Here is a 25195-nt window from a genome sequence, read left to right as displayed (position 1 = left end):
ATCCGATTGAAAAAAATATATTTATTGGAAATAATTAGTATTTAATAAATTCTCCTTAAATTTCTAAACTTTATGAAAAAACTAAAAAAATACAATAATTAAAGATAGTATTGACTTCAGATGCTCGGACATTTAAGGGGAATTTATCTGGTTTCCCCCTGCTGGATCGAACCCTACATGGGTATTGAGAAATTCTTGAATAGTGCCGTAGATGTGCAATATTTCATTCCTCGAAAAATCACCATGGCCACCACCCGGGATGGTAATGAGTTCGTTCGCAACTCCTGCCCGTTCTAGCGCCTGGTGAAGCTGAAGGGCATGACTGTATGGAACTTTAGGATCGGGATCGCCGTGTATGGTAATTATGGGTGGTAAATCACTTCGCACATAATTAAGGGGAGAAACTCGTTCGGCAATTTCCATGCGGTCTGTCGTACTACCGAGCCACTCTATTGCATAGGTTTGTTGATTTTCTCCTTCAAGTAAATCTCCAACATCAGTGATACCATACCAATTCACAATTGCTGCAACATTAAGTTCCTCATTACCCGGACATTGACGGTCAAGACCTGCACTTGCTGGTAGCATTCCTGTGGTCAAAGCAAGATGACCACCAGCCGAATGACCCGAGACAACCAGTTTATTCGCATCGAAACCATACTGCTGTGCGTTTTGGATGACCCATCGAAGAGCACAAAGGCAATCCTCGACGGCAGCCGGTGCGCGAGAAATATTCGCGAGTCGGTATTCGACATTAACCACAGCCCAACCCATTTCTAAATAAGGTAACAGAAATAAGACGGCATCTTCTTTGACATGACCGGTCCAACCACCACCATGAAAGTAAATTAATGTTGGAACGGGTTCTTCAATATTATGTGGTGCGTATACATCAAGCTTTAATTCCACATTATTCGCCTTCAGGTAAGTAATATTTGGAGTGATACTGTAATCCATATTGACAGTGGACGTCCATCTGGCTGTATCTGAAAGCTGCGCGATCGCCGAGTCATTTATGAGCAAAGATGAAATTAGAGGAAATACAAACTTTAAAGATATTTTAATGCGATTAAACATATTTTAAGTTCTATGTATTTACAAAGAAAATAATATCGTTTTTTGATATGAAAAATTTGATTTAATTTTAGATTTTTAAATTATGTCGTTCGATCGTTATTTTTATTTTTTTTGCTTCAATTACTGGCTGAGCTGGAGTCGTTATAATTCGAGTATTTTACTCTCTGTTTTTTATTTTTTTTAATGAGACTTACAACCCATTATTGAGAGCGTTGAACGGGTTCGAGTTTGCCTCAATTTGCTCTTGGATATTTTGAGTAGTCTTAAATTGAATTCTGATTAGACTAGTCTACACCTGAATCATTACTGCTACGATCGCTAAAAATACGATTTCATTGATATCGACATCAGCAGGTTGTTCAATCGCATAGGCAGAGGGCTTTGAAATCTGATGCAACACTACCCTCTCGTATGTTTGGCCAAGTCTTTGCGCGGTGAGTTGCCGAACTTGCGGGAATACTCGCGACTGAACTGTGTGGGGCTTTCATAACCGACTTCAAACGCAGCACTGGAAACGCTATGTGTACCATTCATCAACAATCGGCGGGCTTCGAGGAGCCTAAGCTCCTTCTGATATTGCAGTGGCGTCGTAGCTGTAAGCGCCTTGAAATGCTCGTGAAAGGACGACGGACTTAGCCCCGCAACACTGGCCAGCTCTGCCACAGTGAGGGGCGTGGCGTAGTTCTGCTTAATGTGGGCGATCGCCTGAGCGATGCGGTCAGCATGGCTCCCACGCCGAAGCAGCTGGCGCAGCGTACCGCCGTGCCGTGCTAGGAGCAGTCGGAAATGGATTTCGCGCAGGATAAGTGGGAGCATAACCTTTGCCTCTAAAGGTCGATCGAGCAAATCGACGAGCCGCCCCATCGCATCGATTAGCGCCTCATCTGTCTTGCCAACGTTGAGCGCCCGAGCCTGCTCCTCTTCAATCTCAACTTCGCTCACCTCGTCGTAGAGACTGCGCACTATACCCATGTCCAGTTCCAATACAAGCGCCACGTAAGGCGTCATCTCAGTTGCCTCTATCACCCGCGAGATGACCGGCAGTTGATGGCTGACAATCAGAGACTCGCCCGCCGAAAAACTTACTCGACGCATACCCAAATGGGTTTCCTTGCGTCCCTGGAGAATTAGGCAGAGCAGGGGATTGTAAAGAACCGCCTCCAACGCTGTGGGCTTGCGGCTTCGCAAAATTGTCAGTCCGGCAAGGCCAGTGGCATACGACTCCATGTCGGCCTGTTGGCTATCTGCGTGCCGGTCTGCATAAGCACAAACACGGGCAATGAGATCTTGGTTCTGCATAAACGCCTCCTTTTCCGTCCATCGGTCACATAGACCAAGATATGCACGCGGCTCGTAAAAATACCAAGATATCGGAGGATTAGGCAGAACTTTCGGAGGATGCGGCAGGTAGTCTGGATGGATTAACCCTAAATTTAGAACATGACCAGTTTAGGAATGACGATGACTGACAAAATCGCTCTTGTCACTGGCGGTAGCCGCGGTCTGGGCCGTAGCAGTGCCCTGTATCTGGCCGAGAAAGGGGTTGGCGTAGTGCTGACCTACCTGAGCCGTTCGGACGAGGCCAATTCGGTCGTGGCCAAGATTGAAAACCTCGGTGGTCGCGCTGTTGCACTCCAGCTCAATACAGGTGACACAGCACAATTTGAGTCTTTCACAGATCGCTTTGCCAATACTCTCGATCGTGTATGGGGACGCCAGTCGTTCGACTATCTTGTTAACAACGCCGGCATCGGCATTAATGCATCCTTTGCCGAGACCACAGAAGACGAATTTGACACGCTAATGAATATTCACTTGAAAGGGGTCTTCTTCCTTACACAGCGACTTTTACCGCTGCTCGAAGATGGCGGCCGGATCGTGAATCTCTCCTCCGGTCTCGCCCGATTCTCGCTGCCTGGATACGCCGCCTATGGAACGATGAAGGGTGCAGTAGAGGTTCTGACTCGCTATATGGCCCAGGAACTCGGTCCGCGAGGCATTGCAGTGAATGCAATCGCACCAGGCGCGATCGAGACGGATTTTGGCGGGGGCATGGTGCGTGACAATCCCCAGGTAAACCAGTTTGTGGCCGCTTCCACAGCAATGGGAAGAGTGGGCCTCCCCGATGATATTGGTGGTGCGATCGCCAGCCTATTGGTCGGTGACAATCAGTGGATGACCGCGCAGCGCATCGAAGTTTCCGGCGGCATGAACCTTTAACGATAGAAGCAGCTAAAACATGAGCAAGACAATTTTAATTACTGGAGCCTCCAGCGGTATCGGTAAGGAAACGGCAAAGTTCTTCCAGGCTAAAGGCTGGAACGTAATCGCCACCATGCGCACACCGGGAAAGGAAGAAGAGTTGACTCAGCTAGACAACATTCTGATTACTCGTTTGGACGTGACTGACAGCAGCTCAATCAATGCGTCCGTGGCCGAGGATATCCAGAAATTCGGACGCATCGACGTACTTGTGAATAATGCAGGATATGGTGCCTATGGTCCCCTTGAAGCCTTCCCAATGGAGAACATCCGCCGCCAGTTTAACACCAACGTGATTGGCCTCCTGGAAACTACAAAAGCTATTCTGCCCCATTTCCGCGCAAACAAGGCTGGGACTATTGTGAACGTCAGCTCAATTGGTGGGCAGATGACGTTTCCCCTAGGTACGCTCTATCACGGCACCAAATTTGCGGTCGAGGGTCTTTCCGAAGCGTTGCATTATGAGCTAGAACCCTTTGGCGTAAAGGTAAAGATTGTCGAGCCCGGCATGATTCGCACAGATTTTGGCGGTCGTTCTTTTGATGTTGTCAATGACGAAACGATAGAAGAATACCAGGATACCGTGCAAAAGCTCTTCGCCCACTTGAATAGCGTGGGTGAAAGAGCATCCGATCCCAGTGTCGTGGCAAAGGTGATTTGGACTGCCGTGACCGACGGTACCAGTACACTGCGCTATCGGGCTGGCAGCGATGCTGTCGAATTGCTGGATAACCGCAAAGCCCAGGACGATGAATTCTTTATCGGCAATATGAAAAAACAGATAGGGCTGTAAGTTTCAGCACGTATCCTTTTCTGCATTAATCACCTAACTGAAGTTTAGACAAAATTATCAGCTTTTCAGAAAGTCGATAATACATACAACGGAGAATTAATTATGTCTCGCGATCGACACCATTCTTCTGCGCCTTCAAATCCAACCCGTCGCAAACTGCTCTCGACTGGTGCCATTGGGGTAGCAGCCGCTACTACTGCTGCTGTTTTTGGCGCACCTGCCACCGCGCAGAACACTACTGCAAACGTGACCACACAAGTATCACCAGAACGAAGTGGTGAGTTTACTGGTCAGTGCGCTTTTATAACAGGCGGAGCTCGAGGCATCGGCTATGCCTGTGCCGAAGAACTCGCCAAAGCAGGTGCAAATATTGTTCTCTACGACATCGCAGGCAATATCGATACCGTCAACTATCCACTGGCAACCGAGCAAAACTTGGCAACGGCAAAATCGAATATCGAAGCCCTTGGCGTCAAATGCATCGCGATTAAAGGCGATGTTCGCGACAGCGTGAAGCTGAAAGAGAGTGTTGCACGTACAGTTAGAGAATTCGGTCGTCTGGACATACTAGTCGTCAATGCGGGTGTCACACAAGTTGGCGTGCTCGATGAGTTTCCTGACGAAGAGGTCCAAACGGTCATCGATATCAACCTCACTGGAGCCGTCAAAACCACTCAGGCAGCACTACCGATCGTGCGTAGGCAGAACGCTGGCCGCATCGTGATGATTTCCTCGATCTTGGGACGGCTTGGCAACGAGAACTTTTCAGTCTATGCCTCGACGAAATGGGGATTAATTGGTTTTGCTAAGAGCACGGCTCTCGCGATGGCCAAACATAATGTGACGTGTAATGTGGTGTGCCCAGGATGGGTGCGGACAAAACTGGCGGACAACGATTATATGCTCAACGCTGTGTCCCCAGAAAATCCAAACTTTGATGCTGTGGAAGCAGCAGCCGAAGCAAGCTACCATCCTTTACCCATGGGAGCTTACGAACCTGTTGATATTGCACGAGTAGTCAAGATGTTTTGTGGTCAAGCTACGGCGATGATTACTGGAGAAGTTTTTGACATCTCGCAGGGCCAAAACGCACGGTTCAACGCCTGATGATACGACTTTAAATTAAATTATCCATGGCTTTCTTCAGCGAATCTAAATTCACCCAAATATCCTCTGTTAATGGATTTTGATACATCAGTTGCCGCAGGGGATAACAAGACAAACTATCGCAAATAATGTAGAAATGTTTCAGTCTTAAATAAGAACTGACCATCCAATAATCGGGTCGGATATAATTAGGAGAGAAAAGTTCAATAATGATAGTTTCAGGCGAACAAAAAACGGCATTCGTCCAAGCGCTACCGTGCGCAGAAATAATTACCTTTGCCCCAGCGAACAAAGCTACCTGCTCCCCCAACGATACTTCCTCCAAACACACCGACACAAACCCAAAAGAACTGAGCAATTCCACCACCGCCTCCTCATTTAGCACCCGGCGATGTTTGGCATTCGATCGACTAATGTAAATCCGTTCCGGCGATTTCCCGTACTGTTTCGCGAGAGGCAAAAATTCTCGCCGCAAAAACTCGATCGTGGAGGGGGGAATCCAATCCAAATGTCCGGGAAAAGAGGGGACGATTAAACGTTTAGCTCGAACGTGAGGATGGCGATCGCTCTCGATAATTTTGGCTTCGGGAATTCCCAGCTGTTGCAGCATTTCTCGTTGAAACCGATGCCGCAAATTATTAACCAAAAACCCATCGATGGCATCCAAATCGATACCCCCCTGCCGTAAAATCTCGATGCGCGGCAACAGGTCGATCGTCCAATGATAGTAGATATGCCCCGACAAACTCGACAGCACTGCCACCGTCCCATCGATGTATTCCTCCGGGGGCAAACCCTCCACCTCAAATATCTGATGGCTAGCAATATCGCGATTTTGGCAACCCGGTAAATACCAAGGGAAATCCCGCGACACATCTCCCAACAATCCCCCATCTGGCGTGACGATCGCGATCGCCTTGCACACCAGCCAGTCATTGCGTTGCGGCACGATCCAAGCCCGCCCCTCGGGAATCGTCACCACAAACTGAGGCGGCACATCCACCGGCAACACCTCCGGCGGTTCGCACCGATACACTCCCAACCCCAAATGAACCGGGGAAAACGCCTCGCACAACCGCCGCAAACACATCCCGCACGTCAGCCCGCCGCAATCTCCAGAAGACTCAGAAGATGCCGGAGAAAACGGGGGTTGAACCGCAGAATGCTCACCACTAACCTGCTGGTAATCGCACCCCTCAACCCTTGTCGTCGCAACCCAATCCCAAATCGTGGCATAAATGCGATCGGGCAAAGTCGCAGGTTCGTTGTTCGAGGCTTCCTCCGAAACCAACAACTCCGGCAATACCCGAGTATCCGTCTCCAATCCCCCCAAAACCCGCTCGTAATAATCGCTCGCCCGCTGCCAATCTCCGCGCCCTTCGTGCAATTGCCCCAACGCGCGCCACACCGCAACTCGATCGCCCACCTCCTCGCATTTCCCCAGGGCTAAATGGTAAACCGCCAGTGCCGCATCAACTCGCTTCTGCCGCAGCAAACAGCGTCCCAGCGCTAGATAGACCGAAATCCGATCGCGAATTTGTAGCGCCCGTTGAAAGTAATCCCCCGCGCGATCGAATCCCCCGTACTCCCACAGCACCTTCCCCAGATGCGTGTAGGTATCGGCCAAATACTCCAAAACTTCCGGTGCATCGGGCTGTTGCAGCAACCCCTGTAAAAACCGCACGCACGCCTCTTGGGCCAGCTCGAGTGCTGTCTCCCCTTCCTGGGGATGTAATGAGCGATTTAACGGGCGATGCAACCGACAATACGCCTCGACAAATTCTCTCTCGTACCGCAGTGCCCGATGGAAATACACCATCGCCTCTTCTAGCCTTCCCCGCGCCATCAGCACCATTCCCGCATCGCTGTAAGCCCCCAGATGCTCGCCATCGAGGGCAATGACTCGATCGAAACAGGCGATCGCCCGATCGTACTGCCGTTGCTGCTGCCAAACCTTGCCCAAATTATAGTGAGCCAACACCCGATCGTCCTGGAGGGCGATCGCTTGCTCGTAACATTCGATCGCTTTCGCCCGTGCCCGAGTGCGTTGCCGTTCCTGCTGCTTCCCCAGGGTCATCCAAGCCTGACCTAAGTTATTGTAAAGCGCCGATCGATCCTCATTCGTCGCCGAATCCGACCCCCCCGCAATCCCCCGTTCGTAGAGTGCGATCGCCCGTTCCGGTTCCTCTCGCCCCACCCACAAACAGCCCAAATTGCTATACGCTCGCAAATAACCCGCACGCAACGCGATCGCCCCTTCGTAACACTCGATCGCCTCATCGGACCGATTTTGCCGTGCCAGAACCACCCCCAAGTTGTAGCGAGATACCGCATCCTGGGGTTTTCGATCGACTCCCTGACGATACAACTCGGCGGCCCCCGCCAAATCTCCCCCTTCTTCCAATACCCGCGCCAAATTCTCCCGCAGCGCGCCCCACTCCGGCTGCAACCGCAATGCCTGCCGGTAATACCGGGTTGCTTCATCCCACCACTGGCGATCGTCGCACAGCTGTCCCAAATACGCCCACGATCCTCCCAACTCCGGCTGAAGCTGCACCGCTTGCCCGTAGGCAAACATCGCCCCATCGGCATCTCCATCCGCTTCGAGTGCCATTCCCAAAACCTGGTACGCCGCCCCCGAATTCGGCAACTGCCGCAACACTTGCCGACACAACTCAACTGCCCGTGCCGACTCGCCCCGACTCAAATGCGATCGAGCCTCTTGAAGGAATCCACTCACATCAATTTTCACAATAGCGGTCAGGATCTCAAATAGACCTCTGGTGGAAAAGGGTTAAGGGTTAAGGGGGAAAGGGGGAAGAAATTCATGACTGAACCATAGATATCGATCGGATTTTTTATTTTCGCGCCTATGTCGAATAGATTTGCACAGCCAAAGGGGAATTCGGAATTCGGAGTTCGGAGTTCGGAGTTCAGAAGAGGGAAGGGAGAACGGGGAATAGGGATGAAGTACTTTGCTCCCCAGCAAACAGATGTAGCCAGTGCGATCGCTTCGCTCATCAAGAGGCTTGCCAACCGCCCGAATCTCACCCAGAGTCGGCATCCCGTCGACGTCGCGGTCGCAAAACTGACGTTACATCACCCAACTCCCTCGAACTCCGAGGCTCCAAAACAAGACGGGCAAACCCACTTGGATTGCCCGATGCATCAACAGCAACAACTTGCTGCAGTTAAAACACTTCAAAACTATCCGTATCCAGTGCCAAATTCGGATCGACTTGAGCGAAAGCCACCTCATCTCCTACGGTTTCTGTGGGGTTGTAGTAAATTAAACCCGTTGTGGAATCGTAGATAATTTTGGCCGCACTCGCCCCATCCGCATTGCTATCAAATGCAGTGGTTGTCGAGAATTCCGCGGCGGTCAGCGAGTCGCCGATCTCGGTAAAGGTAAATTGACTCAAGGAAATTTTATCTTCGCCGACGCTGAAATCGGTAATCGAATCGACACCGAGTTCGACGACGGTTGCATTGAAGACACCGCCGAAGACAAATCGATCGGACCCTTCACCACCAGTGAGGGTATCGTCTCCGCGATCGCCGGCCATCACGTCATTACCCGCGTCTCCGCTGATAAAATCATCGCCTTGACCGCCCAATATCAGATCGTTACCTTCGCCACCAGCCAGGTTGTCATTTCCTTCACCCCCATATATGACATCGTCGCCGCTACCACCGGAAACGATATCGTTACCCAAATCGCCAGAAATTAGATCGTTATCCTCACCACCATCAATGACATCGTCTCCTTGACCGGCAAAGAGAGAATCACTGCCCTCTCCGCCATCAACGGTGTCGTCTCCTTGGTTGCTCAAAATCAGGTCGTTACCTTGGCTACCCAGGATAGAATCATTGCCACCGAGTCCGAAGACGAGATCGTCGCCTTCTCCAGCATCGATGACATCATTCGTGCCCAAAGCACCAGGTAGCGTTCCAGCAGCTACTCCCGCAAGCACTTCTTCTAGTGTCGCTGTCGAGATCAGATCGTCACTTGCACTTCCATTCAGTCGGTTGTCGATCCCCTGGGAACCTTGAATATCCAAACCGCCTTCCGGGTTAGGTGTCGAACTGACCGGTGTAGTTGGGTCTAAAACTTGAGACATGTTGACGCACTCCTCGTAAAAGGTTTTATTCTAACCGATCGCCCTCAAAGTTGTGACGATCTCGCAAGAAAAGTCGAACTTTTTTATATATATTGACTCAATCGGCTTTCACTTGCGAAAGCCAATGCTATTACCATCAACAAGCCGTTACATGTATCAAAGGATACACAACCCTGACTCGTTGGAAATTGAATAGACAAATGAGTTTTTTAACTTAAGGAGTAGTTTACCGAAAGAAGGGCGAGATTGCACGAAAAAAAATCTATAATTTATCTTTAATACTACAGATAACCTGAGTTCGATATCGGACAGTTTCCGGTGAGGGTAAGGAACGGGAAATGAATGTCCCAGTCACCACCCGTAGAGATTTAGCACCGGTGCCGGTTCAGACACATTAACCCATCTCGTCTCGGGTCACTCTCAAATCTGAGCGACCCCCAACTGACCCGAATCAGCCTGGACGTCAAGTCTTGTGGGTATTACCCGTCTTCTGCTCAATCTACGCTTCACGTTAAAACAGCCTGACCCACTGATGAACGGTGGCTGTAATCGCTTTTGCGACCCTCAGATATGGGTGAAAGGTTAAGGAAGTTTCTGGTTTGTCTGGTCCCAGATTGAGTCGACCCGATCCTTGTCTCGATCTAGACTTTGGCCGATCGCAGACTGAAACTCCACCTCCGAAACCACCCAACCCGCGTACTGTTGCCATGCCTGATTCTCCGTTCCCTTTGACCAGTGGCATACAAGCTTAACCGGTTACCAATGGTTAAAGTCAGCGTCGGCGTTGTCAAGACGGCAATATTGGGTCGAAAACCCGGAATTTATGAGATTCCGGTCGATTCCATTGCAACGGTCTCCATCCCAGAGGCAATAAACATCTAGTCGAAATCAAAAATTCAGATCGTTTCTATGGTTCAGCCATGACTTTCTTCTCCCATTGCCTCTTAACCTTTAACCCTTTCCTTCCAGGTCGATCGTAAATTTGGATCTCTCGAGGGAGACTCTTCACCCCGATCGTCACCTCCATGACCACAGGCTTGTCAACAGTTTTTTAGAATTTAAGATCGGTGCAAAATCTTATAAATTAATACATTTGGAATGTAGTTTGTTGGATAAATTGTTTTTTTGAATTCAATAAAAAAAGTGATTTAAAAAATATATCTATTGAAATATATCTCTAAAAAATATAAAATATTAACCGATGATATGAGTTAAAATTTAATACTCTAAAATGTTGTGGTTTAATAAGAAGTAAAGTCCAAGTCTGTCAGCCTCAAACAACTCGAGTGCGATCGCAAACTCAATATCCATGTTTTTGACAGTGGGCACTCCAGAGCATCATGGGAAAGAGCGCGATTCAACCCCTTCGCGTCTTGCTAACAAGCATCCCAATCGTTCAAAACCTACTTTCAGAAAATCGTACGAATAAATAGACGAGTCAATTGTTCCTCGAGTTCAGCTCGAGCTGAATCCGAACTGGAGAGAACGTCTCTTTGGCTCTCCCCAGATAGAACCGCTCAATGCATCTACCATCTAACTTCTTCAGGGAATTGAGTTGACCAAAAAAGCTCGATCGATTTTTGGATCGGACAGACCGAGCTCTTTTGTACGATCGCGATGATTGTGTCTGTATTTGGAAATGAATTGATGTTTTTTGTCCGGTAAGATTTTATAGCAACCGCAGCCGATCGAGGCAAGCGGATGACGGCAACCCCGTAAACTCCTTCAATAAACGACTGGATTCTCAATAGCCAGGCAAGAATTCGCGATCGAAAACGAAGCGAAAAAAATGCGATGGGTGCCGAGGGCAAATTCATGACTCGATTGTCATCAAACCGAAAGATAGAGAGTCATCAGGGTGCAATGTGAGAGCGCAAACGTGTAGATGCGAAGAATAGCGACCTATGGAATCTCTAACGGTATTTAGCCAGCTCGCTTCTTTAAAGGACATTGCCCAATATGTTCTTCAGGTCTCAGAAACAGCCGGGTTGAATCCAAAAGCAACTTATAAACTTCGTTTAGCCGTCGATGAAATTGTCACCAATATCATTACCCACGGCTATATGGAAGCTCAACGGCAAGGTCACATTTCTGTGCATGCGAACATTGATGAAGATGCTTTGAGACTATCGATCGAAGATACGGGAGTGGCATACGATCCCACCGAAAAAACCGATTGCGTCGAGCGAGATCTGCCCCTGGGGGAACGCCAAGTGGGAGGATGGGGAGTCCATCTAGCGCTGTGGGGGGTCGACGAGTTGAAATACGAACGCGATCGCGGTAGAAATCGCAATATTCTCATCGTGCATCGACATCGAAATCGGTTTGAGTCGTCTCGCGATCGGGATTTAGCCGTCTAATACCCCTTCGTACCGACGTATCGTCGTCGCTATAGCTCGCGTCGCCCCTTGCGAAGCCCACCTTCACGAATGTCCTAATTCGTCTGGTGGTTGCGATAGAGATCGGTTCCGACTCCAAGATGTCAAAGCAATCTAAGGCAATCTTTCTCGAACCCCCCAAAAACCGATAATCTATAAAGCAGTTCGTCAGTCCCGCAGGTTTGGGCCCAGGATGACACTGACACAAGTTTTTGGTTCGTTACTCGTTTTTATCCTCTGTCCGATGTTGGGTGCCCTACCCGTCGTGCGGTGGGTGAAGAAAATTTTGGCATTCCTCGACCCCGAGACCTCCCAACGATGCTTGCCGGTTGTGGAAATTGCCCTCGAAGCCTCTCGAGGGGCGATCGCGGTTTTACTGGCCCGGCAGTTTTTCCCCACCCAACCGGAGTGGGAAATTATCGCAGCGATGTCGCTGGTGATGGGCAACTACTGGGGACGTCGGCGGGTCAACACCATGGGCGTTGTCGGCGCGATCGTCGTTCACGATTGGCTGGTCGCCGCACTGGTCTTTATCGTCGGTACGATCGGTCTGACGATCTTGCGCGAACGCCAGCAAGGACGGTTGGGAATTCTCATTTTATTCCCTGTTATGGTGTGGCTACTGCACGGCGACGGCGCGCGAGGGATGGCAGCGGCCACCTTAAGTGGTTTGCTTTTGTGGTTGTATCATCAGCTTCCCCCCGAAGACGAACCCGTCAATTCGAGCACCTTGTTCGGTTTCTTTCGACCGGATAAATCCCTCGTCTCGTTGGAACAACCCCTCAAGGTCGATCGAGTGGGGCAAAATGCCGCCACCCTATCCCAACTGAAACGCTGGGGGTATCCCGTCCCCCCAGGCTGGGTTCTGCGACCGGGAGATGACCCGGAACCGCTGCTCGATGCGTTAAACCCGTCCCAAGACAACCCCTCGATGGTGCGTGCATCTCCTTTGGGTCACGATCTCGAATACGCATCTGCTGCGGGACAATATTCGACCATCGCGGGAATTACCAGCCGAGAGGCCCTCGAAGCCGGGATTTCTCAATGCCTGGCATCCTACGATCGCCCCAGTGCGATCGAGTACCGCCAAGAACTGGAAATCGAAGAAGATGCCATGGCGGTTCTCGTACTCGAACAAGTCCGGGAGGTTTTCTCGGGGGTGGCGTTCAGCCGCGATCCCATCCAACGTCATGGGGATGCGGCGATCGTGGAAACGCAACCGGGAGAACTGCGACGAGTGACCTCCGGGGAAGTGACGCCAGAACGATATCGAGTGTTCGTTCCCCCAGAGGCGATCGAAACGTCTCTCAAAACTCTCGACGATCGAACCAGTACTGTCGTACCGGGAATGTGCGACCCTCCTCCATTAGAAATGGAAGCCGAAATCCAGGGGTCGGCTGGGGATGTACCACCGGCCTTATTGCGCCAAGTGGCTTGGTTAGTTCGCCATCTCGAAGTGCGCTACCAACAGATTCCCCAAAGCATTGAATGGAGTTACGACGGTCGGAGATTGTGGGTGTTGCAGTGCTATCCGATTTCTACCTTGCGACCCATTTGGACGCAAGACATGGCTCTCGAATGGTTTCGAGGAACGCTTCATCCTCTATCCTGGTCCGTTCATCGTCCCCTCTTGGTGGAGGCATGGGAGCAGGTTAGCTCGCTGTTTGTGGGCGATCGTGCTGCTGAATTTAACTTTAATGAAATTGCCTGTTTGCACGATTCTCGCGTCTATTTTAATGCATTTATCGTCCAACAACTTGGTGGGAGACCAAAAAACACTCCAGGAAATTTTCGAGCTCGAAAATCTCGCCCTTTTTTTCAAATCATCAATCTCATCAGACAACTATCGATTGAGTTTAACTGGTTAAAATATCGAGTCGATTTATACGATAGCTTTACTCAAATCTCTAAAAAAGTCTTGGGGCGATCGCTCGAGAAATCTCAACCCCCTGATTTTCGAGGGTTGGATGGCGATCTGCGATCGATTTCTGAGATTGAAGAAGATATAGATAATATTTTAAGTCGCTTTAAAATAGTTTATCGTCATCATCTTTTTATTACTCTCAGCATTCAAAAGTGGCAAAAACGCCTCGGGATTCAAGACCGAGAACTCGATCGGAGGCGAATGCCAGACATGCAGGTGAAGGCGGCAATCTTGCAACTGGCGATTGCTACGCGACATCTACTTCCAGACCTCGATCTCAATACACCACTTGATGGAGAATGCGATCTCCCCGCGCTGTTTGCCGGACTTTCAGAAAATGACGAAGGACGGAATCTTTTAGAAGAATTCGATCGATTGCTCGCTCTCTATGGCTATTGGAACGAATCCGGTATCGATTTAGCCAAGCCGACTTGGCAAGAAAACCCTCACGAAGCTCGCGAATTATTTGCCCAGTTGGTTTGGAATTTCCCCATCCCAAGAAAGCCCCCAATCAAACCCATGGCACCGAAGCGATGGCGAGCAGAACAAGTCCAAAAACTCATCAACATTCATAGCAAAGAACGCAAGCTTTACCATCAGTTATTCGCCCAATTGCGCTGGAATTTTCTCACCTTAGAACGATATTGGTTAGCTGAAGGTTTGCTCGCCAGACCGGGAGATATTTTTTTTCTAACCATTTATGAAGTCCGCGGTCTGATGACCCGAGAAAATATTGCTTTGAGGCGTTTGGTGCCCCAGCTTATTGCCGGACGCCGATCGCAATTTCAACAAGATTGCCAGCTTGCCACCGTGCCCGATGTTATCTATGGCAATGCGACTCCGACGGTAATTTGGAGTGACGAGCGCACAAACAACCTGACGACGACTGTACCAGGAATTGGAGTAAGTCCGGGATTTGCTCGGGGACGGGTGCAAGTGCTGCGCGGTTGGCAATCGATTACCCGAATCGATCGAGACACGATTTGGGTTCTCCCCTATCTCGATCCCAGTTTGACGCACCTCTTTGCTAGAGCTGGCGGTCTGATCGCGCAAACCGGGGGACAACTTTCCCACGGTGCGATCGTCGCCCGAGAATATGGTATTCCAGTCGCGATCGATATCGATGGAGCTACCCGTCGATTGCGGGACGGACAGCAAGTACAGCTCGATGGTACCCGAGGAATCGTGACGATTCTAGAGGGATAGATGGGGAGGACGCGGGGTTCGACTGCTGCCTCCTCTGCTCTCGTTACCCCTTTTCGCAGTCGATCGTCTGCGTTACATTAATTAATATTCATTCAACGATCGATCGAGCAATCGCGCCAGCTCGATCGGCTCTCACCCCCATCATACATACATCTCATGACAGATACGCTTACTAAATTGGCCTATCAAACCTTCCAACAGGGTAAAAGCTACTTTAGCGTGGCTCATAAAATGGCCAGTAACCGATTCGCAGAGGTTTTTGCCCCCGAAGTCAACAAGCGTTCCAAAGGGCTTCCTCCCGAAATCTTACTCGAAATGCAACAGAAATTGGAGAAGCTACTGGAACTCGACTGGGACGATGCCGAACGGGGAATCTATCCCACCAGTGCGCTCTTCGACAATCCTTGGGATGATTTCTTGCGTTACTACCCCAGTGTTTGGTTCGATTTACCCCAAGTCTGGAAACGCTCCACTGACAAGCAATATCAGCAATTTTCCGACAAGATCGAAACCGAGGGCTACCCCAGCTACTACGTCCAAAACTTTCACCATCAAACCGACGGCTATCTGAGCGATTTTTCCGCCAATCTCTACGATTTACAGGTCGATATCCTCTTTAGTGGCGCAACCGATGCCATGCGCCGTCGCATTCTCCCTCCCCTCAAGCAAGGTTTAGCCGCATTCGAGGGTATTTCTCCCCGGCAGCTTCGCGTTTTGGATGTTGCTACCGGAACTGGACGCACCCTGCGCCTGATTCGCGCCATGTTACCGCAAGCCTCGCTATTTGGTACCGATTTGTCGCCGGCATACCTGCGCAAGGCCAATCAACTCCTGTCTCAGTTACCTGGAGAACTCCCCCAGTTGTGCCAAGCCAATGCTGAGGATTTACCCTACCTCGATAACTATTTCCATGGCGTAACTTGCGTGTTTACCTTCCACGAGTTACCCCCCGAGGCTCGCCAAAACGTCATCGACCAGTGCTATCGCGTCACCCAACCCGGTGGTGTTTTTGTCATTTGCGATTCTATCCAGAGCATCGACTCTCCGAAACTGAAGCCGATGATGGAAAACTTCGATCGTATGTTCCACGAACCCTACTACCGTCACTATATCACTGACGATTTGAGCGATCGCCTCGAACGTGCCGGGTTTACCGATATTCGCACGGAAAACCACTTCGCGAGTAAATACTGGATTGCCCGCAAACCCGATTAAGTCGAGTTCGGATTCGGAGCTTTGGGAGCGAAGGGAGCTTCGGGGGCACAGGGAGAGTGAATGGACAATGGGTCAGTTGCAACGATCTTCTTGTCCCCCGCGTTCCCGACTCCCCCAGGTCAAATCCACCCAAAAGTTCAAAACCATTCGAGATCGGATGCTCTCTCTTGCCCCCGAAGCTCGCAATCACCGGAACGATGGGTGATTGCGGTTACCATACTACACAGCCGCTACATCATCCTCGATCGCCTTTGCCAATTCCGACAGTGCTGATAAATCTTGGGTTCGAGTTAACCGATACACACCCACGCGACGAATCAGTTCGATACACTGCCGGAACTTTTCCTGGGCCAATCCCATCGCTTTTGAGATTTCCGTATTGGGATAGGATTGCCCCATCACAGCTTGAAAGGCTTCGGTGGGTTCGAGGGGTTCGATCGCAGTCCGATCTCCCACATTTAAAACATAAATTCGCTTCAGGGGTAAAGACCGATCGCAAAATCCACCCTCAACGGAACGCGCTCGCTTATCTGTATCTGGGAAAACCGTCGGCAAATTTTCGGGAGTTTCCCCCAACGAGGTCACCGATTGCGGCCAGAGTCGCAGTTGCGGATAGCTGGGGAAGACGACGGCATCTGATGTGTCATCTATGTCATCTAGCTCGATGACCAAAGCGTCATCGGTCACCAGGGGATGGTTGCGCTGGTGTAACGTTGCGGCTGTGGTGGATTTTCCCTGACCGGATTTCCCCAAAAAGGCGATCGCACTTCCCCCAATCGAAACCGCACTGGCGTGGAGAACCAGTAACTTGCGTTGGTGCAACAGCATCGGTAGGGGTAACCCGACGATAAACTGACTTAAAGCCTGCTCTTGAATATCTGGGCGAGCATCGACAATAATTTCTCGACCATCACGCACCGAAACGGCACCCAAATTGGGGCTGCCGTAACAGACTTCTGTGGGATTGACGCGCACTAACAAGTCTTCTGAGACCTGAGTTAGGGATGGGGTAGAATCGACCTCACCCCGTCGGATAACAGCGTCCGCAGCACTTTTTCCGGCACTCTGGGCGACCATTAATCCCGGCAGTTTGAAGTCCGAGCGAATCCCCAGACCGTAGGCGGTGTAATTATACATTGGGTGTTGTTTAGGAATCTGTAGATCGGAAAAGTAACTGGTGGAGGATGTGCGGACGATCGAGCCTTGCGATGGAAATTTAGATTTGCGCGATCGCCCTTCGGGATGGCGGGCACTCGAATCGGTTAACATGAGATGCGATCGCTCGCCCCATTCCCATCGACGTCCTAGTCTAAATCCAATCTAGCATTCACGTTTCGAGCGCTATTTTCGCCCCGAGTACAGCACGGCAAAAATCAATGACCCGCTCTCGATGGGGGAAAGCTATGTAGACTGGGCATTTTGCATTTTAAATTTTGCGTGCATCGCGAGCGGTGTCGGTTTGAATCCCGTTCAACTTTTCAAGACGCATTTTTAATTCTGCGTAGAGGTCTCGTTCCGATGAATCCACCAGTCAAACTCCTCTTTATTTGTAGTCGCAACCAGTGGCGGAGTCCGACGGCGGAACGGTTGTTCGATGATTTACCCGATTACGCGGCGAAATCGGCGGGAACTCAAAAGGGGTCGAGAGTGCGCGTCACTGCCGGATTGCTCGGTTGGGCCGATCGCATTTTCGTGATGGAAAAACGCCATGCCGAAAGTCTGCGGCGCAAGTTTCCCGAGGCACTACGGGGGAAAAACCCGATTTGTTTACATATTAGCGATCGATATCGATACATGGATCCCGAACTCATCCAACTCTTGCAAGAAAAACTCGAACCCTATCTCTAATGTCAGTTTTGGATAATAAGTATCTGGTGAGGTTGGGGAACGGGGAATGGGGAACGGGGAATGGGGAATGGAAAAAATCGATGTCTTTGATGGTGTAAATAAACTGATGACGAAGTGCGACAACCAAAACTGATGTTATCGCAGTAAGCATTCAGCCATCAGTCAAAACCTTGCTATTTATAGCTTGTAGATTTTGTAGATGTCCTAACACATTTGCGTAGCGCTATATCTCTGGTTACTGAATCTGTACCTCCAAACAATAGTTGGGATTCTTTCACCATATTTACCTGCGAGGGGCAAATACAGGGAAATAATCCCAACTCAACGAGCGAGACTCAACAGGTAATACTCAGCGAATATCGAACGAGCAATACTTATTGGGCGATCGCACTTTATTTGACTTTACAGATGCACAGAACAACTCGGTTCGAGAACCCGACGACAACGCCAAACTTATTCAGCAGTTGCCAGTTCCGTACTACCCCGAGTGCGACGGCGGGTGAGGGTATTGAACAACATCCGACCGATGGCTTTGACCAAGTTGCCTTCGAGTTCTTGGAACAGTTTCATGTTCAAACCAAAAGCATGGTTGGCTTCATCGACGATGCGATCGGCGGTCGCTTCATCCACGGGAAACTCATCTAAGGATTGACGGTATTTGGTTTTGAAGGCTTTCTCGTCGGAAATCGTCTCAAACTCGTAGAACGCCGTACCGTTGCCATCGGTGAGGTTCATTCCCCGTTGAGCAATGCCTTTGAGGATTTGTCCGCCGGAGAGATCTCCCAGGTAGCGGGTGTAGGAGTGAGCGGCGAGCAGTTCGGGGTTATTCGCAGAGATATCCCGAATCCGCTGGACGTATTCTTGTGCGGCGGGGGAAGGGGCGATCTTCTCGCGCCAATCGAGACCGTAGTAGTAAGTTAAATCGCGCTCTAAACTGGCTTTGCGATCCAACTCGGGGAAGTAAATCTTCGAGACGATCGGATGGTTGCGCAGTTGCTGCATCTCTTCTTCGATCGCGGAGTAGACGAAGTAGAGATTGGCCACTAATTTCCGATAAGAGGCTTTCTCAACAACACCTTTTAGAAAACACTTGACAAAACCAACATTTTCTGCCATCGAGTGAGAGGTTTTCGTTCCCTCACGCAATTTTGTTGCTAGATTAATACTCATGCTAAATAACGATTGCTGAACTGTTGCTGAAGATTTTACAGAGCGTATCGATAATTACAGAAAATCTGAAAAACCACCTGATTGGTAAGCATAAACCGATCTGATGAGAATTTCTGTTAAGAATTCTGAAGTGTCCGAAGCCCGGGGGTTTCCAGCACCGGATTTACGGCACATGGGGAAAGAACATCGAGAAATTGGGTGACCCGAACAGCCACCCCCAAAGTCTTTGAGGGCGATCGCCACCTGACGCCGAGACAAAACGAAGTACTTCAACCGTACTTAAAACTGACAAACTCGTTCCGGTTGCACGGGACAAACGGGTTCGGTAATGGGGTTTTCACTCACGGAAAGTCGAGATAAACGAGTTAGCGTTTCTAAAGAACTAATATCGCGAATTTGATTGTTCCGGATAAACAAAGCGCTCAGCCTTGTTAACTCTGAAAGCGGCGAAACATCGGAAATTTGATTGTTATCTAAAAAGAGTTCGCTCATATTTCCAAGAGTCGCGATCGCATCCACCGTCGCAATTTGATTGCCACTTAAATCGAGTTCCACCAAACCCGTCAAAGAGGTTAGGGGTTCGATTTCAGAAATTTGATTGTTACGCAAAACAATCCATTCGAGTTGGGGCATCGAACTCAATGGCGAAATATCGGCAATTTGATTGTCGCTCAAATCGGCACCACTCAGATTTTTGAGGGCAGCCAGCGGCGAAATATCGGAAATCTGATTGATATCGGCAAAGAGGGTATATAAGTTTTCCAGTTTGGCGATCGAATCGATATTTTCAACTTGATTATCGCGAAAAGAAAGATCCCTCAAACTCTTTATCTGGGCCAGGTGGGAAATTTCGGTAATTTGATTTCGATCGACATTAAGCTTAAGCAAATTTAGCCCCACCAGAGGACTGATATCGGAAATTTGATTTTTACTCAAATAGAGTTGTTCGAGATTGCTTAAAGAGGCCAGGGGACTAACATCGGAAATTTGATTGATACTCAAATCGAGACGTGCGAGACTTCCCAGAGACGTCAGCGGTTGGAGATCGACAATTTCTTTAGCGCTGAGATTGATATCGGTCAATTCGCTCAAGATTTCACTCGCCTGGCCGCAATCTTCCGTTTGGGCCACCTCCAGTAGCATCTCGACGGTATGTCGCGCCTCCGGACTCAAACCCGTATCGGCGCACCACTGACCGAAACTCGGCAATGAGGCGATGGCAACGCGGCCACTTGAGAATGGAGTCAACAGGGGAGCAAACACCGCGCACAGGGCGATCGCGCTAGTTTGAAATTGATGCCGCACGAACAAATTTTTTAACACCATCGTTAATGGTAATGTTATACGATCTGATTTGTCTTTAAATCGAGTGTTATAAACGAGCTGTGACCATTAAAAACGATAAATGGATTAGCGAGCGAGCCAAACAAGGAATGATTTCTCCTTTCGAGCCGAGTTTAATCCGTCAAGTTGACAATTTGCAAGTCATCTCCTACGGTTTGAGTTCCTTTGGTTACGACATTCGTCTCTCTCCCAAAGATTTCCGGACATTTCGCCACATTCCCGGCTCGATCGTCAATCCCAAACGGTTTAACCCAGATAACTTAGAACTCGCCGAGTTACATCGCGACGAAGATGGAGAATACTTCATTCTCCCCGGTCATAGCTACGGTTTAGGAGTCGCCCTCGAACATCTAAATGTTCCCGAGAATATTACCATTTTGTGCATTGGCAAAAGCACTTACTGTCGTTGCGGAATTATTGCCAATCTCTCCCCCGCCGAAGCATCGTGGCGCGGACATCTCACCCTCGAATTTTCAAATTCCTCCCCCGCCGACGCAAGAATCTATGCGAATGAAGGGGTCGTACAACTCCTCTTCTTTGAAGGCGATCCCTGCGAAATTAGCTACGAAACGCGACGCGGGAAATATCAAGACCAGTCAGAAGTGGTTACTTTAGCGAAAGTTTAAAAGCATTGAGTCATATTAAGGTCAGCATTCAACTCTCACCCATTCATCGTTTTTTAACCCAAGTTAGTAAAAAATTAAGCGATTTAGGCTAGTTTAGAACTGACGGCTGAATGCTGACGGCTGAAAGCTAATCTTAAGGTGAAAGTTTAGCTTTACCTAAGCGATTTTTTGCATACCACTGGGCAATTTCCGGCGTCCATTTTTCAAAATGAACCCACATCAAATCGCACAATTTTTGAATTTCAAGTTGGGCGTTTTTCTTATTTCTCAAATCGAGGAAGTGCATCAGCGATCGCAAATTAAAGCTGACGATAAAATGCTGTCGGTAGTCGAAGGGCAGTTTACCCCGCGCGTGTTCCTCGGACATTCCCGCTTTGAGATCGAGGCGGTATCGCTTGGCCGCCTCCAAGCACCAGGCTAAATCGGCGTCCCGTTGGGCTTGCGAGTAATGATACTTCTTACCCTGACGATCTTCATAATCTCCCACCGGTCGCAAATAAAACACTTCCTCGATGTCTCGCTTCCCCTCAACCAGATCCAGAAATCGCTTCCCCGTGTACCGTAGGGATTGAACGTCGAAGGAGGCGATGCGATGGGTTCTTGCCTGTTGCATGACGCTGTGGGGAAAATAGCCGCAGTTGAACACGATTTGCGGGTGTTCGAGGGGTCCGTAATGACCTCGTCCCCCCAGTAGCAGGCGCTGAACCGCGATTTCGCCGCATTCGGTTTCCGTCGGACAAGAGTCGCGACCATCGAACACGAAATCCTCGCTGTAATCTTGATGCAGAGCAAGATAGATGGTTTGTTGGGGGTTGGGGGTTTGGGCGATCGTTTCCACTCGAAATCGATCCATGAAAAACTCTGTACCGAGACAACCGATCGATACTACCATTTGATCGAAGTTTTGCAGATGAGAATCGATCGAAACTGGTAAAGATGCCCCGAAAAAATATTAAGATAATATGAAAAAAAAAACAGAATTGACCGAAAACTAGATACAAATGCTTAGTGTCTATTTTCGATCCCAAAAATGTAATTAAAACAAAAAACGCCCATTTTCAAGGAATTTTTGACGTTTAAGTTGAGCGATCTCCTCCAAAAAGAACTGACATTCCAACTTAGACTCGATATCCCCTGCCCAAAGAATGGAAAGGGCAATGGTATGATGACCGTGAAACGACAGAACGAGATAGAGCGAGAGTATGAGGTCATCATCTGTTTCTCCAGTGGTATTGGTGATTCTGGACGGCTGGGGCTACCGCGAAGAAACGGACGCTAACTCCATTGCGACTGCCAAAACGCCGGTCATGAATAGTCTCTGGGAAACCTACCCCAGAACGTTGATGCGAACCTCCGGGAAGGATGTCGGTCTGCCTGCGGGTCAGATGGGAAACTCGGAAGTCGGACATTTGAATATTGGTGCCGGTCGCGTCGTCCCTCAAGAATTAGTGCGCATTTCTGACGCCGTGGAAGATGGCTCGATCCGAGGCAACCTAGCTATCGATAAACTCTGCGGGGAACTCCAGACCTCCGGAGGTAAGCTGCACTTCATCGGTCTGTGTTCGGAAGGAGGAGTGCATTCTCACCTGAATCACCTGTTTGGATTGCTGGATCTAGCCAAAGCCAGAGGTTTCGATCGCGTGTGCGTTCATGCCATCACCGACGGTCGCGATACCAAGCCCACGGATGGAATTCAGGCGATTGGCAAGTTACAAGATTATATCGAGCGCATTGGCGTCGGCGAAATCGTTACCCTCAGCGGTCGATACTACGCAATGGATCGCGATCGCCGCTGGGATCGAGTTCAAAAAGCTTACGATGTGATGACCCAAGACGAGAACATCGACGAGCGCTCGGCCCTAGAAATCTTAAAGGATTCCTACGAAAAAGAGGTATTCGACGAATTTATCGAACCGGTACGGATCGCTTCCGGTGCGATCGAACCCGGAGATGGAGTGATTTTCTTCAACTTCCGTCCCGACCGGGCCCGGCAACTCGCTCATGCTTTTGTAGACGAGGTGTTTGAGGGATTCGATCGCCAACGGATCTCCCCTCTGAGTTTCGTGACCTTCACCCAATACGATCCCACCTTACCGGTGTTGGTCGCCTTTGAACCTCAAAACTTGAGCAATATTCTCGGTGAAGTCATCTCCAATCGAGGATTGAAGCAATTTCGCACCGCCGAAACGGAAAAATACGCCCACGTCACCTACTTCTTTAATGGCGGTCTCGAAGAACCCTTTGAGGGGGAAGATCGAGAACTGGTGATGAGTCCGATGGTGGCGACTTACGATAAGGCCCCCGCCATGTCTGCCGAAAAGGTGACCGACGTGGCAACGGCAGCCATTGAAAAGGGCATCTACTCTATGGTGGTGATTAACTACGCGAACCCCGATATGGTGGGTCATACGGGGGTCATTGATGCGGCTGTCGAGGCGATCGAAACCGTCGATGGTTGTTTGGGTCGCTTGCTCGCAGCCGTCAGCCGGGTGGGCGGAACGACGCTGATCACCGCCGATCACGGGAACGCCGAATATATGCGCGACGAAAACGGCAATCCCTGGACGGCTCACACCACGAACCCCGTTCCATTTATTCTAATAGAAGGGGAAGGCGCGAAAATCCCCGGCTACGGTACGGAAGTGCAACTGCGCGACAATAGTCGCCTCGCCGATATCGCCCCGACGATTTTGGAGATTTTGCAGCTTCCCCAGCCACCGGAAATGACGGGTGAATCGATTATCGTTCCCGTTAAAGAAGAAGCCCGTCCCAACCGCACCCCAGTGGGTCTGCGTTTGTAGGTCGATCGGCTTTGAACTGGCGATAGCCGCTGTGACCACCGTGCCAATCTAACCGCCAGATTCGATCGACCGGCAAATATCGCCCAACTCTCACATCTAACCTTTCAATCTCATCTCTAAAATTCCAATGACCGTTCTTAGTCTCCTGCAAATTCTCTGGGTTGTTTCCGCCACGGGTTTAATTATTTTGATTATGCTCCACAGTCCCAAAGGGGATGGAATTGGTGCCATCGGCGGACAAGCCCAACTGTTCACCAGTACCAAAAGCGCGGAAGTCACCCTCAACCGGATTACCTGGACGCTGACTCTCATCTTTATGGGAATTACGGTCATTTTGAGCGCCGGATGGGTCGGTTAAAATCTCATCCAACAGAACCCAGAAAACTGTTTGGGGCGATCGGTTTTCGATCGTCTCTGTTTTTGGTTTTTCCGATCGAGAAATACGTTCCCAAATTCCGACGGTTGAAGAATGTTTTCGATCGGTGTGATTGGTCTGGGAAATCGCCACAGGCGTACTTCCCACATCCATTCCGCGATCGAATTGGCGTTCTTCTGATTCTCGGAGTGGCGATCGCGATCGCCATCTCGATTTTTGGGGGGGCTGAGATATTTCCCGCCACAGCACAGACCGGGTTACACGAGCGCGTTTCAATTCGAGACTTACAGCCCGACGAACTCCTCGCAATTGCCCCTCTCCAAGCCCATCCCCTACCCCCCATCTTGGAAGCAACTCCAAACGGCAGTGAGGACTATTTCGATCGGATTGAATCCACCCCCGTCGGAGTCTTAGCGTGGTCGGAGTTTCCGGTTCGCGTTTACATCACTGCCCGCGCCCCATCTTCCCCATCCTCGCAAACTTGGGAAAATACCGTCGCTGAAGCCGTTGCGGATTGGGCTGCTTATTTCCCGATCGAAATTGTCGATCGCCCAGAAGACGCCGACATTACCATAGAACGCAAACGTCCGCCCCCCCAACGCCTGCCCGATGGTGACTTTCGCGCTCGATCGGCCCTCGTGGAGTATCAACTCTTCGTGCGATCGGACCCAGAAAACGCGCGGGCAATGCTCCGCCATCAATTTCAAATTACTATCAATCCCACCCAATCCGGAGACTACCTGCGCGGGGCCGTCCGTCACGAACTCGGTCATGCCTTAGGGATTTGGGGTCACTCCCCCCAAGAAACCGATGCCCTCTACTTCTCTCAAACCCGTACGCCCCCACCGATTTCCGAGCGCGATCTCAACACCCTCAAACGAATTTACGAACAACCGACGCGCCTGGGATGGTGGGTTTCGATCGAATTTTAGATTTTAGATTTTAGA

At 49.9% G+C, this 25195-nt stretch carries 19 protein-coding genes; 11 read left to right on the top strand and 8 right to left on the bottom strand.

Going from position 1 to position 25195, the window contains the following annotated elements; all coding sequences use genetic code 11:
• Window positions 1–132 precede the first annotated feature (132 nt).
• Together AC2215_RS22315 and AC2215_RS22310 are read right to left on the bottom strand one after the other, a co-directional pair.
• Window positions 133–1077, bottom strand: coding sequence for an alpha/beta hydrolase fold domain-containing protein (locus AC2215_RS22315; RefSeq protein WP_486812220.1), 945 nt, complete (start codon window positions 1075–1077; stop codon window positions 133–135).
• 399 nt (window positions 1078–1476) lie between these two features.
• Window positions 1477–2376 (bottom strand): AraC family transcriptional regulator, encoded by a 900-nt coding sequence (locus AC2215_RS22310; RefSeq protein WP_486812219.1) that lies wholly within the window; start codon window positions 2374–2376, stop codon window positions 1477–1479.
• A gap of 162 nt (window positions 2377–2538) precedes the next feature.
• Between AC2215_RS22310 and AC2215_RS22305 the strand changes: the two genes are divergently transcribed.
• The 3 genes from AC2215_RS22305 (at window position 2539) to AC2215_RS22295 (ending at window position 5239) form a co-directional block, all read left to right on the top strand.
• On the top strand, window positions 2539–3297 hold the full coding sequence (locus AC2215_RS22305) for an SDR family NAD(P)-dependent oxidoreductase (protein WP_486812218.1): 759 nt from the start codon (window positions 2539–2541) through the stop codon (window positions 3295–3297).
• A 19-nt stretch (window positions 3298–3316) separates the two neighbouring features.
• Window positions 3317–4132: an SDR family oxidoreductase gene (locus tag AC2215_RS22300; protein WP_486812217.1), complete on the top strand. Its 816-nt coding sequence runs from the start codon at window positions 3317–3319 to the stop codon at window positions 4130–4132.
• Window positions 4133–4234: 102 nt separating this feature from the next.
• Window positions 4235–5239, top strand: a complete 1005-nt coding sequence (locus AC2215_RS22295; protein WP_486812216.1) for an SDR family NAD(P)-dependent oxidoreductase — start codon at window positions 4235–4237, stop codon at window positions 5237–5239.
• A 10-nt stretch (window positions 5240–5249) separates the two neighbouring features.
• On the opposite strand, the gene AC2215_RS22290 is transcribed toward AC2215_RS22295, so the two are convergent.
• Both AC2215_RS22290 and AC2215_RS22285 read right to left on the bottom strand, forming a co-directional pair.
• Window positions 5250–7979 (bottom strand): tetratricopeptide repeat protein, encoded by a 2730-nt coding sequence (locus tag AC2215_RS22290; RefSeq protein WP_486812215.1) that lies wholly within the window; start codon window positions 7977–7979, stop codon window positions 5250–5252.
• Window positions 7980–8430: 451 nt separating this feature from the next.
• Window positions 8431–9360 carry a calcium-binding protein gene (locus AC2215_RS22285; protein ID WP_486812214.1) on the bottom strand — a complete coding sequence of 310 codons (930 nt, stop codon included), beginning with the start codon at window positions 9358–9360 and terminating at the stop codon, window positions 8431–8433.
• Window positions 9361–11264: 1904 nt separating this feature from the next.
• Here AC2215_RS22285 and AC2215_RS22280 point away from each other — a divergent pair.
• The 3 genes from AC2215_RS22280 (at window position 11265) to AC2215_RS22270 (ending at window position 16083) form a co-directional block, all read left to right on the top strand.
• Window positions 11265–11720: an ATP-binding protein gene (locus AC2215_RS22280; protein ID WP_486812213.1), complete on the top strand. Its 456-nt coding sequence runs from the start codon at window positions 11265–11267 to the stop codon at window positions 11718–11720.
• A 211-nt stretch (window positions 11721–11931) separates the two neighbouring features.
• Entirely contained in the window at window positions 11932–14868 is a 2937-nt protein-coding gene (locus tag AC2215_RS22275) for a PEP/pyruvate-binding domain-containing protein (protein WP_486812212.1), read from the top strand.
• A 156-nt stretch (window positions 14869–15024) separates the two neighbouring features.
• Window positions 15025–16083 carry a class I SAM-dependent methyltransferase gene (locus AC2215_RS22270; protein ID WP_486812211.1) on the top strand — a complete coding sequence of 353 codons (1059 nt, stop codon included), beginning with the start codon at window positions 15025–15027 and terminating at the stop codon, window positions 16081–16083.
• 219 nt (window positions 16084–16302) lie between these two features.
• On the opposite strand, the gene AC2215_RS22265 is transcribed toward AC2215_RS22270, so the two are convergent.
• Complete coding sequence (locus AC2215_RS22265) at window positions 16303–17352, bottom strand: hypothetical protein (protein WP_486812210.1); 1050 nt, start codon at window positions 17350–17352, stop codon at window positions 16303–16305.
• Between the two features lie 249 nt (window positions 17353–17601).
• Between AC2215_RS22265 and AC2215_RS22260 the strand changes: the two genes are divergently transcribed.
• The gene (locus AC2215_RS22260; protein ID WP_486812209.1) at window positions 17602–17931 is read left to right on the top strand and encodes a low molecular weight protein tyrosine phosphatase family protein; all 330 of its coding nucleotides are present in this window, start codon (window positions 17602–17604) and stop codon (window positions 17929–17931) included.
• A gap of 453 nt (window positions 17932–18384) precedes the next feature.
• On the opposite strand, the gene AC2215_RS22255 is transcribed toward AC2215_RS22260, so the two are convergent.
• Together AC2215_RS22255 and AC2215_RS22250 are read right to left on the bottom strand one after the other, a co-directional pair.
• Window positions 18385–19101 carry a biliverdin-producing heme oxygenase gene (locus AC2215_RS22255; RefSeq protein WP_486812208.1) on the bottom strand — a complete coding sequence of 239 codons (717 nt, stop codon included), beginning with the start codon at window positions 19099–19101 and terminating at the stop codon, window positions 18385–18387.
• A 279-nt stretch (window positions 19102–19380) separates the two neighbouring features.
• The gene (locus AC2215_RS22250) at window positions 19381–20427 is read right to left on the bottom strand and encodes a leucine-rich repeat domain-containing protein (RefSeq protein ID WP_486812207.1); all 1047 of its coding nucleotides are present in this window, start codon (window positions 20425–20427) and stop codon (window positions 19381–19383) included.
• A gap of 59 nt (window positions 20428–20486) precedes the next feature.
• Between AC2215_RS22250 and dcd the strand changes: the two genes are divergently transcribed.
• Window positions 20487–21071, top strand: coding sequence for a dCTP deaminase (gene dcd, locus AC2215_RS22245; protein WP_486812206.1), 585 nt, complete (start codon window positions 20487–20489; stop codon window positions 21069–21071).
• 133 nt (window positions 21072–21204) lie between these two features.
• Here dcd and thyX read toward each other — a convergent pair whose 3' ends face one another.
• Window positions 21205–21924, bottom strand: a complete 720-nt coding sequence (gene thyX, locus AC2215_RS22240; RefSeq protein WP_486812205.1) for an FAD-dependent thymidylate synthase — start codon at window positions 21922–21924, stop codon at window positions 21205–21207.
• Between the two features lie 349 nt (window positions 21925–22273).
• Here thyX and gpmI point away from each other — a divergent pair, with 349 nt between their 5' ends.
• The 3 genes from gpmI to AC2215_RS22225 all read left to right on the top strand — a co-directional run bounded on the left by gpmI (window position 22274) and on the right by AC2215_RS22225 (window position 25180).
• Window positions 22274–23872 carry a 2,3-bisphosphoglycerate-independent phosphoglycerate mutase gene (gene gpmI / locus AC2215_RS22235; protein WP_486812204.1) on the top strand — a complete coding sequence of 533 codons (1599 nt, stop codon included), beginning with the start codon at window positions 22274–22276 and terminating at the stop codon, window positions 23870–23872.
• 127 nt (window positions 23873–23999) lie between these two features.
• On the top strand, window positions 24000–24230 hold the full coding sequence (gene secG, locus AC2215_RS22230) for a preprotein translocase subunit SecG (RefSeq protein WP_486812203.1): 231 nt from the start codon (window positions 24000–24002) through the stop codon (window positions 24228–24230).
• Window positions 24218–25180: a hypothetical protein gene (locus AC2215_RS22225; protein WP_486812202.1), complete on the top strand. Its 963-nt coding sequence runs from the start codon at window positions 24218–24220 to the stop codon at window positions 25178–25180. Before secG ends, AC2215_RS22225 begins: the two co-directional genes overlap by 13 nt.
• Window positions 25181–25195: the final 15 nt, after the last annotated feature.

This window comes from Zarconia sp., assembly GCF_057467645.1.
This window is presented reverse-complemented; position numbering and strand designations above follow the sequence as displayed.

Coding starts and splice junctions, on each gene's coding strand:
- AC2215_RS22315 (WP_486812220.1), bottom strand. CDS start 1,077: ATGTTTAATCGCATTAAAATATCTTTAAAGTTTGTATTTCCTCTAATT.
- AC2215_RS22310 (WP_486812219.1), bottom strand. CDS start 2,376: ATGCAGAACCAAGATCTCATTGCCCGTGTTTGTGCTTATGCAGACCGG.
- AC2215_RS22305 (WP_486812218.1), top strand. CDS start 2,539: ATGACTGACAAAATCGCTCTTGTCACTGGCGGTAGCCGCGGTCTGGGC.
- AC2215_RS22300 (WP_486812217.1), top strand. CDS start 3,317: ATGAGCAAGACAATTTTAATTACTGGAGCCTCCAGCGGTATCGGTAAG.
- AC2215_RS22295 (WP_486812216.1), top strand. CDS start 4,235: ATGTCTCGCGATCGACACCATTCTTCTGCGCCTTCAAATCCAACCCGT.
- AC2215_RS22285 (WP_486812214.1), bottom strand. CDS start 9,360: ATGTCTCAAGTTTTAGACCCAACTACACCGGTCAGTTCGACACCTAAC.
- AC2215_RS22280 (WP_486812213.1), top strand. CDS start 11,265: ATGGAATCTCTAACGGTATTTAGCCAGCTCGCTTCTTTAAAGGACATT.
- AC2215_RS22275 (WP_486812212.1), top strand. CDS start 11,932: ATGACACTGACACAAGTTTTTGGTTCGTTACTCGTTTTTATCCTCTGT.
- AC2215_RS22270 (WP_486812211.1), top strand. CDS start 15,025: ATGACAGATACGCTTACTAAATTGGCCTATCAAACCTTCCAACAGGGT.
- AC2215_RS22265 (WP_486812210.1), bottom strand. CDS start 17,352: ATGTTAACCGATTCGAGTGCCCGCCATCCCGAAGGGCGATCGCGCAAA.
- AC2215_RS22260 (WP_486812209.1), top strand. CDS start 17,602: ATGAATCCACCAGTCAAACTCCTCTTTATTTGTAGTCGCAACCAGTGG.
- AC2215_RS22255 (WP_486812208.1), bottom strand. CDS start 19,101: ATGAGTATTAATCTAGCAACAAAATTGCGTGAGGGAACGAAAACCTCT.
- AC2215_RS22250 (WP_486812207.1), bottom strand. CDS start 20,427: ATGGTGTTAAAAAATTTGTTCGTGCGGCATCAATTTCAAACTAGCGCG.
- thyX (WP_486812205.1), bottom strand. CDS start 21,924: ATGGATCGATTTCGAGTGGAAACGATCGCCCAAACCCCCAACCCCCAA.
- gpmI (WP_486812204.1), top strand. CDS start 22,274: ATGAGGTCATCATCTGTTTCTCCAGTGGTATTGGTGATTCTGGACGGC.
- secG (WP_486812203.1), top strand. CDS start 24,000: ATGACCGTTCTTAGTCTCCTGCAAATTCTCTGGGTTGTTTCCGCCACG.
- AC2215_RS22225 (WP_486812202.1), top strand. CDS start 24,218: ATGGGTCGGTTAAAATCTCATCCAACAGAACCCAGAAAACTGTTTGGG.